The sequence below is a fragment of the Roseitalea sp. genome (assembly GCF_984466335.1).
Map to the genome: position 1 here is coordinate 1 of NZ_CFIFWG010000123.1, position 9,707 is coordinate 9,707.

Annotated in this window: 7 protein-coding genes, 1 tRNA gene, 1 pseudogene and 1 CRISPR repeat array; of the genes and pseudogenes, 4 read left to right on the forward strand and 5 right to left on the reverse strand. The window is 63.4% G+C overall.

Features of this window, described 5'->3' with window-relative positions; genetic code table 11:
- On the reverse strand, positions 1–189 hold a 189-nt coding region (locus AC5E6L_RS11310), incomplete at its 3' end, for a helix-turn-helix domain-containing protein (protein ID WP_491773356.1).
- A gap of 89 nt (positions 190–278) precedes the next feature.
- Here AC5E6L_RS11310 and AC5E6L_RS11315 point away from each other — a divergent pair.
- Both AC5E6L_RS11315 and AC5E6L_RS11320 read left to right on the forward strand, forming a co-directional pair.
- Positions 279–1,487, forward strand: a complete 1,209-nt coding sequence (locus tag AC5E6L_RS11315; RefSeq protein ID WP_491773358.1) for an acyl-CoA dehydrogenase — start codon at positions 279–281, stop codon at positions 1,485–1,487.
- The gene (locus tag AC5E6L_RS11320) at positions 1,484–2,611 is read left to right on the forward strand and encodes a CaiB/BaiF CoA transferase family protein (protein ID WP_491773368.1); all 1,128 of its coding nucleotides are present in this window, start codon (positions 1,484–1,486) and stop codon (positions 2,609–2,611) included. Before AC5E6L_RS11315 ends, AC5E6L_RS11320 begins: the two co-directional genes overlap by 4 nt.
- 82 nt (positions 2,612–2,693) lie before the next feature.
- Positions 2,694–3,190: direct repeats of the CRISPR family, unit length 36 nt; unit sequence GTTGCGGCTGGACCTCGAATTCTGAACAGCTAAACT.
- Between the two features lie 73 nt (positions 3,191–3,263).
- Here the strand turns inward: AC5E6L_RS11320 and cas2 are convergent.
- The 4 genes and pseudogenes from cas2 to cas9 (AC5E6L_RS11340) form a co-directional block, all read right to left on the reverse strand.
- The gene (gene cas2 / locus AC5E6L_RS11325) at positions 3,264–3,608 is read right to left on the reverse strand and encodes a CRISPR-associated endonuclease Cas2 (RefSeq protein WP_491773360.1); all 345 of its coding nucleotides are present in this window, start codon (positions 3,606–3,608) and stop codon (positions 3,264–3,266) included.
- A complete protein-coding gene (gene cas1 / locus AC5E6L_RS11330) occupies positions 3,605–4,516 on the reverse strand; it encodes a type II CRISPR-associated endonuclease Cas1 (protein ID WP_491773362.1) in 912 nt (303 codons plus the stop codon). The genes cas2 and cas1 overlap by 4 nt, the downstream gene beginning before the upstream one ends.
- A gap of 55 nt (positions 4,517–4,571) precedes the next feature.
- Positions 4,572–5,882, reverse strand: a complete 1,311-nt coding sequence (gene cas9 / locus AC5E6L_RS11335; RefSeq protein ID WP_491773364.1) for a type II CRISPR RNA-guided endonuclease Cas9 — start codon at positions 5,880–5,882, stop codon at positions 4,572–4,574.
- Positions 5,866–7,872: pseudogene (gene cas9 / locus AC5E6L_RS11340) on the reverse strand (type II CRISPR RNA-guided endonuclease Cas9); the annotation flags it as partial. The gene cas9 (AC5E6L_RS11335) and the pseudogene cas9 (AC5E6L_RS11340), both read right to left, overlap by 17 nt.
- Positions 7,873–8,520: 648 nt before the next feature.
- On the opposite strand from cas9 (AC5E6L_RS11340), the gene AC5E6L_RS11345 reads away from it, so the two are divergent.
- Together AC5E6L_RS11345 and AC5E6L_RS11350 are read left to right on the forward strand one after the other, a co-directional pair.
- Positions 8,521–8,715 carry a hypothetical protein gene (locus AC5E6L_RS11345; RefSeq protein ID WP_491773366.1) on the forward strand — a complete coding sequence of 65 codons (195 nt, stop codon included), beginning with the start codon at positions 8,521–8,523 and terminating at the stop codon, positions 8,713–8,715.
- Positions 8,716–9,072: 357 nt separating this feature from the next.
- Positions 9,073–9,149 (forward strand) — tRNA-Arg (locus AC5E6L_RS11350).
- The last annotated feature ends 558 nt before the right edge of the window (positions 9,150–9,707 follow it).

Consider the following 9,707-nt stretch of genomic DNA (forward strand, 5'->3'; position numbering starts at 1 on the left):
TTGGCGCAGCCGCATGAAAAGCCGCACGCCAAGCCGCCGCTCCAGGCTGGCAATGGAGCGGCTGATCGCGCTCTGGGTGAGGTTGAGCGCCAGCGCCGCCGCCGAGGCCGAACCCAGTTCAGCACTGGCGACAAATGCGCTGAGCTCATGAATGCTCGGCATATACGCATTTCTTTTCGCACGATGCATGCAGGAAACTCATGATATCAGAAGAAACCATTGTTAGGCCGAAGGGCGGGTTTGCGCTAGAGCCTTTCCAGCCCAAGGGAGACACAGCGATGGCCTTCACGCCCAGGGACAGACCCGATCTTGCCTGTTTTGATTGGTCCGATCCGTTTCGTCTCGACGCTCAACTCGGCGACGACGAACGGATGATGCGCGATGCGGCGCGGGCCTATGCGGCCGACAGGCTTCAGCCGCGCATCGTCGAGGCTTATCGCGAGGAAACGACCGATCCGGCCATCTTCGCCGAGATGGGCGAGATGGGCCTTCTGGGCGTGACGATCCCCGAGGACTATGGCGGGGTCGGTGCGGGCTATGTCTCTTACGGGCTCGTGGCGCGCGAGATCGAGCGCGTCGATTCGGGCTACCGCTCCATGATGAGCGTTCAGTCGTCGCTCGTCATGTATCCGATCCATGCCTACGGCACCGAAGCGCAGCGGCGGACATATCTGCCCAAGCTCGCGTCGGGCGCGTGGATCGGCTGTTTCGGCCTGACCGAGCCGGACGCCGGCTCCGATCCGGGCGGCATGAAGACCGTGGCGAGGAAGACCGCAGACGGCTATGCGCTGTCGGGCACGAAGATGTGGATTTCCAACAGCCCGATCGCCGACGTGTTCGTCATCTGGGCCAGGTCCGAGGGCCATGGCGGCAAGATCAAGGGCTTTGTGCTGGAAAAGGGCGCCAGGGGCCTGTCGGCGCCGAAGATCGAGGGCAAGCTTTCGCTGCGCGCATCCGTCACCGGCGAGATCGTCATGGACGATGTGGAGGTGGGCGAGGATGCGCTGCTGCCCGATGTCGAAGGGCTGAAGGGTCCGTTCGGCTGCTTGAACCGGGCGCGCTACGGCATTTCATGGGGCGTGATGGGCGCGGCCGAACATTGCTGGCACGCAGCAAGGCAATACGGGCTCGACCGCGCCCAGTTCGGCAGACCGCTGGCGCAGACACAACTGTTCCAGAAAAAGCTCGCCGACATGCAGACCGAAATCGCGCTGGGCCTTCAGGGGGCGTTGCGGGTCGGCCGGCTGATGGACCGAGGCGATGCGGCACCCGAGATGATTTCGCTGGTCAAGCGCAACAATTGCGGCAAGGCGCTCGATATCGCGCGGGCGGCGCGCGACATGCATGGCGGCAACGGCATCTCGGAGGAGTTTCAGGTGTTCCGACACATGGCCAACCTTGAAACGGTCAACACCTATGAGGGCACGCACGACGTGCATGCGCTGATCCTGGGCCGCGCGCAGACCGGCCTGCAGGCGTTTTCCTGATGACGACGCCACTTGCCGGGCTGCGGGTTCTGGAGCTGGCGCGCATCCTCGCCGGCCCCTGGGCGGGACAGTTGCTGGCCGATCTGGGCGCCGATGTGATCAAGGTGGAGGCGCCCGAAGGGGACGACACAAGACGGTGGGGTCCGCCCTTCATCGGCGACACGGCCGCTTATTTTCACGCCGCAAATCGCGGCAAGCGCTCCATCGTGGCCGACTTTCGCAAGCCTGGGGATCTGGCGCGGGTCAAGGCGCTGGCGCACGATGCCGATGTGGTGATCGAGAACTTCAAGCTTGGCGGGCTGGCGAAATTCGGCCTGGACGCCGGAAGCCTTGCCGCGGCCAATCCCGGACTGGTCTACTGTTCGATAACCGGCTTCGGGCAGACGGGGCCTTATGCGATGCGTCCGGGCTATGACTATCTGGTGCAGGGCATGGGCGGGATCATGTCGCTGACCGGGGAACCGGATGGACCGCCCCAGAAGATGGGCGTCGCCTTTGCCGATATCTTCACCGGTCTTTACGCCACGGTCGCCATTCAGGCAGCGCTTATCCGGCGGCGGGAAACCGGTCTTGGCGAGCACATCGACATGGCGCTTCTGGACTGCATGACGGGCGTGATGGCCAACCAGGCGATGAATTACCTGGTCACCGGCGTCGACCCGGAACGGATGGGCAATGCCCACCCCAACATAGCGCCCTACCAGGTCTTTGCCGTCGCCGACGGGCACATCGTTCTGGCCGTGGGAAACGATGCGCAATTCGCGCGGCTGTGCGCCTATCTGGGGCTTGAACTGGCATCCGATCCGCGTTTTGCGGGCAATGCGGAGCGCGTCCGCAACCGCGCGCTCCTGACCGAGCGCCTGGCGGCGGCGCTGGCGGGGCGCGCCAAAAAGCCCCTCCTTCATGACCTGGCGCGCGAGGGCCTGCCCGCGGGCCCCATCAACTCGATGTCCGAAGTCTTTGCCGATCCGCAGGTCATCGCGCGCGGGATGCGGATCGATGCCGACGGCGTGCCCGGCATTCGCAGCCCGATCAGCTTTGCGAACGCGGAACTGGCATTGGCCAGGGGCGCGCCGACGCTCGACGGGGACGCCGAAGCGCAATGGGCCGGCAGATCGGCTTGAGGCGCATATCATGCCAGGGTTAAAGCCCATTGCTGCGTTGATTTGACGGATCAAACCAGATTCCAGGCTTCCAATCCGTAGTGTTGCGGCTGGACCTCGAATTCTGAACAGCTAAACTCATAGTGCGTCGCGTCCGCTAGGTCAGGCTGTTGCGGCTGGACCTCGAATTCTGAACAGCTAAACTCACAACCGTTGTCGCCCGGTCCATCTGAAAGTTGCGGCTGGACCTCGAATTCTGAACAGCTAAACTAGGCGCGGATCGCGACATGGCTCATGTCCGTTGCGGCTGGACCTCGAATTCTGAACAGCTAAACTGTTCGAGTTGAACGACCGGCTTGCGGTCAAGTTGCGGCTGGACCTCGAATTCTGAACAGCTAAACTGATCGAATACCGGATCAAGGCCGGTCCTGGGTTGCGGCTGGACCTCGAATTCTGAACAGCTAAACTCCGGGGTCGCGGTAGAGCATCAGCCGCGCGGTTGCGGCTGGACCTCGAATTCTGAACAGCTAAACTCCACTCCCGCACCTCACGCAGATTGTGGGCGTTGCGGCTGGACCTCGAATTCTGAACAGCTAAACTGGATGGCGTCGTAAGGTCCTGAATTCCCAGGACTTTGCGCGGTTCATTGTTGCCCGGAAACGCGCCATTCGCTTCAAAACATCACCAATTGATGCGGGTTTTCCCGGGCCGCCCGCCGGCTCTGATCAGAGAAATGCACGGTATCGCGATACTGCCGGTCGGTGAAGTTCAGAATCTGAATGTCGCCTTGAGCAGGCAGATTGCGCGCGATCCGCGTCACGCGCGTTGCGAACGCCTCCTTGCCGTTGACAAAACGGGCATAGACCGAGAACTGGCTGCGCTCGAATCCCTCATCAAGAAGAAAATTGCGGAAATCGGTGGCCGCCCTGCGCTGCGGCTTGGTGTCGGTTGGAAGATCGAACATCACGAGCATCCACATGAGGCGATATCCTGAAAGGTAGCTGACCGGCTGCCTCATGCACCGAGCCTGGCCAGGGTCAAGGGGTCGGGCGGGCGCGGCAGCGCCAGCCTGACGGCGCCGGCCTCGAAACTCTGGCCCAGCGTGGTGGCAAGCTTCATCAGCGCCACCGACGCCGGCGTTAAGGCGTCGCCGAGGGGCAAATCGGTGGCGATCAGCCGTGCCAACGCCTGCTTGGCGTGCGTATCGACGTCAGGCCCGTTGCGCTGCGCAAGGTTGCGGGCCGCGCAATCGACCAGCGGCCGAAAGGGCTCCATCAGGTCGTCAGCGAGCGCGAACGCGTTGCCGCGGTTGGAGTGATGCAGCCCGATGGTCGGATGCAGGCCGGCGGCCACTACGGCGCGGGCGGTGGCAGCCCTCAGCACGGTGTAGCCATAGTTCAGCAGCGCGTTTACGCCGGTTCCGCCGGTGTCGCGGCGAAAATCGCCGCCCATCATCATCGGCCAATACAGCCGGGCGGCCTGGGCTTCCACATTGGTGTGGTCGCCGGAGGTCACCTTGCGCGCCAGCATCTTCACCGGCGCGGGGCTTTGCCCTGCTGCTTCAAGTGCGGCGGCCTGCATCCCGATCTTGGCGACAACGACAGCCTTCCACGCCTGTTTGCGGAACGGCGCCTTGGACTGCCATTGGGCCCTCAGCCGCGCGCCTTGGGCGTGATGGCCTTCGAGCGGCATGAGCACCGATCTGGGCGCGTGATTCGATCCGCAAAGGACAACGGGTGCGCCGCGGTCCGCCAACTCGGTCAGAAGCGAAGTCGACCAGGTCGTCCCGTGGGCGTGGACGATCACGCCGGCGATCCGGTCGAGCGGTGTGCGGCCGATCTCATGCCCGCCTTCGGAGACCTTCAGGAACCCGCGGTCGCGGGAGAGATGCCGCCCATCGGTCGCAATGTCGATGATCTGATCCACAATTCAATACTCCAAGCTGCTGGAATCATGGTCGATTGTTTTGCGCGCCGTTCAGCTATCCTCGGTCTCTTGGCCCCGGATCGCGGATACGGCCGATCTCATTGACCACGACACGCCGCGCGCGAGCCTGTTTCAGCGAGGCGGGGCGCAGCCGGATGAATACGTCTTCCGTGTCTTTTCGATAGCGCCGGTCCGCATCGGCTTCGGTGTGCGCCACCAAAGTCACGGTGCCGTTGGCATCGAACTTCTCGACGGTGGCGATCACCGGGCCGAACTTGCTTTCCTCCAGCTTCACCATGTCGTTCTTGTGCAGACGCAGCAGGCGCTTGGCCGCCGGGTGGGGCCGCCTCGCGCGGCCCTGATGGGCCTCGAAGGTCGAGATCACATGGTGCACCCACGTGCCGTCGGGCAGGCGCCACACCTCGTAGCAATGGTTGCTGTCGGGCTTGTAGCCCTTGTAGGGCCGACCACCGGGTTCGCTCATCGCGATCACATCGACCGCATCGATCAGGCGCACCCGACGGATGCCCTGATAGGGACCCGGACGTGCGTTAAAGTCTGCGAGCGCGCCGGTGAACTCCTTGCCCTCCTTGCCTTCGGTTGCCCGCTTTAGCGCGCGGACCAGATCGGCATCGCGGATCTTGTCGAGATCGGAGGGCTTGAGGTTATCCAGAGGCTTGCGGGTGACCACCATGGGCACGCCGTTGCGGGTCTCGTCGGTCAGCCCATAGGCGGTCTCGTTGTGAAGCTGCCCGGCGGTGCTGTCGCGGCCCTTTTTGCGGGCGTCGAAATCGATCCGGCCATGGTCGGCGCGATGGCTGACAGTCATGGCATCGAGCCGCGCCTTCAGATCGTCGCGAAAGCCGATCCACGGATCGTCGGTGTCGCGGGCCACCTCTTCGGCTGAGCGGCCCTGCCGCTCGATGCTGCCGGCGGCGTCGGCGATGCGTTTGACAAGGCCTGGGTCGACCGCGCCGATCACCGCCGCGTCGATGGCGTGGTGCCGGTGATCGGTACGGTTCTTGGCCTTGACCGCGCCCTTGTTGTGATCGGGCAGCAGGGAGTTCAGCCCCCAATGTCGGCGCAACATCTCGGTCAGCTTGCCCGGCACGACCCAGACATGCCCGCCTTCGGTGTAAAGCGGTTCCAGATATGCCTTGGCGATGCGCGACAGATACTGGGTATCGACCAGCGCCCGGTCGAGGAAATCGTTCTCGCCCTCGAACCGCTCCATGGCGTCGGGGGCAAAGCGCCAGCGTTTGTTCTCGGGCAGATATTTCAGATTGGCTTCGATGTCGGCCCACTGACCGGTTCCGCCCCAGGCTTCCCAGGGCGTCCTGGTTGCGCTTTTGCCGGTTGGCCTCACGCAGGCAGATGGTGCGGTTGGCGAAACTGTCGTCGAGAGTGCGGGAATAGGGCAGGATGTGATCGACCTCGCAGGACCCGTCGAACAGCATGGGTGCGCTGATCTTGGTTCCGGTATAGGGGCAGAAGCGGCGCATCGGGTCCTCGCCCAGGTCCTCCCAAAGCCTCAGGGTCATGCGGTTGCGGCCATTGTCTTGCTGGCCGAGATGTCCGAGTTTTTCGGCCCGCTTTTTCGCGGCCTCCGTTGCGGCTTTCAGATTGCGCTGGCTGGCCTTGCGCTGGTCCTCGGACTGTTTCAGTTCGCGCGCCAGTTCCACCACGATCTCATCGGGCTTGCCATGCTCATTGATGATCAGGTTGACGACCCGCCTGAGTTGGTTGAGCCCGATATGCACGGTCGGGTTGGTGATCCGGCCATAGCGGGTCACGTCGTCATGGTCGGGGTCGTAGCTGCCGGGGATCACGTGCCGCTCCAGCAATTTGCCATAGTAGGGCAGAGGCCACGCCCAGTCCTTGGCACCAGCCGGCCGCGTCGCCGGATCATCCAGCACCTCACCGGTGCGCCCGTCCGAATGATGCCACCCCACCGCAGCGACAGCCTCCGCGTAAGTGCGCGGAAGGTTGGCGCCAGGGTCGGGTTCGATGAGGGTCGCGAGGATCTTTCGTGTCGCCGTCTCGCCCAACCGGCCATAACCCTCTGGCAGCGGCGCGCTGGCGGTTGCCTCGGCATGGGCTTCATCGAGCCCCTGGGCCGCCATCAGCCAGGCCACCAGTTCGGCATGTTCGGTATCGGACTGGACGGCCCGTATCCGCCGGACGACATCCCATTGCGCATCGGCATCGAGCGCCGACCAGCCGGCCCCCAACCGGCCGGGATGGCCGAGGCTGGCCCGCACCGGATCGCAGGCGATCGAATCGCGGTTGATGGTTTCGAGCGTGAAGCGTTCGCCGGCCGGCAGCTTGAGCGTCTTGGCCAAGGCTGAGAGCGTGAGGTTCATCGCGCTCGGGCTCTTGGTCGGCTTCCTGGTGTCGAGCGCAACGATGATCGTGTCGCGCTCTTGCATGGTCAGCGCCCGCGCCGTTCGCCCGTCCGCGGTCACGCGCAGCTGATTGACCGTCTCATAGAGCGTCCGGCGCTGGGTCAGCGGATGGGCCTTGGGCAATCGGCGTTCGTCGCGCGGCACGCCGTGCTGGCCTGCGAAGAGGCACAGGCCGACCTCCGGCTCTTTCAGGGGACGCTGATAGAAGATCGTTTCGAACAGGAGGTCGCGCAGATCTTCGGTCAGCACTTGCGGATGATGCCGCGCCTGGACGTCCCAGATCTTGCCGAACTCATCCTCAAGGTGCCGCCGGTCGGGGTAGAAATCGTATCCCGCCTCTTCCTTCTCGGCATTGTCGCGGCGCGCGATGGTCAGCCGCGTGCGCACCGATGGCGTGCGGCGCGGGTCGGGCGCGGCGGCACGGCGCAAATGCAGAAACGCGCCATAGCTGCGCGCGCCCTTCAGCATCATCGCCTGATCGAGCCGCGCGGTGGCGTCCCTGATCTTGCCGCTTTCATTGTCGCCGCGATCGGTCTTGCGGTTGCTTTTGAAGCCCCGGCGCTGGTTGAGGTGAAACAGCGCCCGGCCGAGGTGGGTCAGCGGCAGCGCCTCGTCGAGCGCCCGGGCGCGCAGTTCATAAGGATCGAGCGCTTCGAGCGCCTTGGCCTCCGCCGGGTCCTTCGGCATCAGCCCTGCTTCGGCGAGGCGTTTCATCAGCGCGGCGCGGCGTCTGAGGTAACGGTCGCGCCAGCGGCGCATGGACCGGGCGTTGCGACGCCCCACGGCAAGGGACGCACCGACCTTGCCGGTTGCAGCTGGTTCGCGCCCATCGGAGAAGATGCGCACGCCGAGATCGATGATGCTGGCAATGCGCTCGCCTTCCAGAGTATAAAGGCACCAGCCGATGGAGTTGGTGCCGATGTCGAGAGCGAGGCGGGTTGTGGTACGCATGATACTCACCGAAAAAGAGCATATGAGCTTACGGCGATAGCTGCATCAAACTCAACAGCAGCTACCATCTGTATTATAATATTTTTTTGGATATTTACTGCCTATTCCATAATTCAATAGATTGAGCTTGCGGCTAACGGGTTATGGCTTGTCGTGGAGTCCGAGTGCACACCGGGCGTTGTTCCCACGACCAAACTCTGGCCAAGCACTTGTCCTGTAAACCCGGACAGCGGAGGTCCACACTCGGAGTTGCCGTAGTTTAAAATGCCCTTGCATGGCGCAAAGCTGCGCCTTGAAAAGATCATTTTGTTACGGCTGGACCAAAATCTGCCCACTGCCAGATTGACCTCAAGGAAACTTGAGGGTACGCTGATAGTGTTCAGAATTCGTGGTCGAGCCGCTAACAAGCATTCGATTGCACCACATTGAGCGCGGGCTACGGCCCGCGTTTCCTTTTGGCTGAAGGACGCAGCAGCCGAAGGGGGTTCGGACCGGGTGGTCAGCATCGAGGGTCTGGCCGCGATCAGCCGTTCCAGGGTTCCGTTTCGGGATGGAGCTGCGACTTCCTCAAGCGTGCACTTGCCTTCTTCGCCCGTCACGGCACTCTGTCGGAACGGGTCGAAGACCGAACCTGTGAGGATGTCGAACATGACCTTGTTCGACCGTGTCAGAAGCCCCGAGATGCGCAGGATCGCGATCCTGATCATCAGCCACAGCCTTGACCAGGTGTTCCGCCTTTCGGACCGCATCTGCATTCTGCGGCGCGGCCAGCAGATCAGCATCCGGGAAGCGGCCTCGACCGACAAGAACGACATCGTTTCGATGATCACTGGCCTGCATTGATTGTTCAGACCGTTCAAGCCCAAACACGCATGGCGCAAGGCTGCGGCCCGCACCGTCGACAATCTATGGAACGCAACCGCCGACAGCATCGGCGCCTTCAAACCTGACGATGTCGAACCACCCAGGCCGCCGGATATGTCCCCGGATAAATCGAACCCGCCCTAGCGGCTGCCGAAGCCGTCCAATTTTTGAGCGCTGAAGTTTGCTTGGTCGCCTCCATGGAAGCGGATTGACGGGCGATCGGCCGATCCCGCCTCGATGATCGCAAGGCGATGAAATCGCCACCACAGCGCTTGCTTTCCAGGCCGGCAGCGACTACTAAGCCGCCTTGCCGGGCCCGAGGGCCGACCGCGCAACGCACCCGTAGCTCAGCTGGATAGAGCACCAGACTACGAATCTGGGGGTCGGGAGTTCGAATCTTCCCGGGTGCGCCATTTCGGTTCCAAAGTGGGCACGACGTATGCCGCCGTTTGAGCGCTGGCGGCGGTGAGTGTTTTCAGGAGCGCGGTGCGCGAGCCCATGATGCGAGCCTGGGTCTTGTCGATCACCTCGATGCGCTGGGCGACGGCGCGCAGGTGATCGCGGCGATAGGTGCCGTCGCTCTTTCGCAGACGTTTGCGGGCCGGTTCGGCGAACGCTCTCACTTTCTCTTCCGTTAGGTCCGGTCCTGCGCGTTCGATGGCTCCGGCCGCGCGTTCTGCATCGGTATGTGCCTGATCGCGGATGGCGGAGAGTTCGGCGACTCGGCTCTTCAAGGCCGGATCGTCGAGATCAGCAACGCCGTTCTCGATGGCCTCGTAGAGACGCTTCAGCTTGGCGTCGGCCTCAGAGGCGCGCTGGCGCAGTTCGGTGATGTGGGTACGCCGCCGGGCGATGTAGTCCTCTCGCCGGTGGAGCACTTCCGACAACAGGGTCGTCAGTCGGCGCGAATGTCTGGCCCTCGTGGCGGACACATCGCTCTCAGGCGCACGCGTCGCCCGTGAGCTGGATCG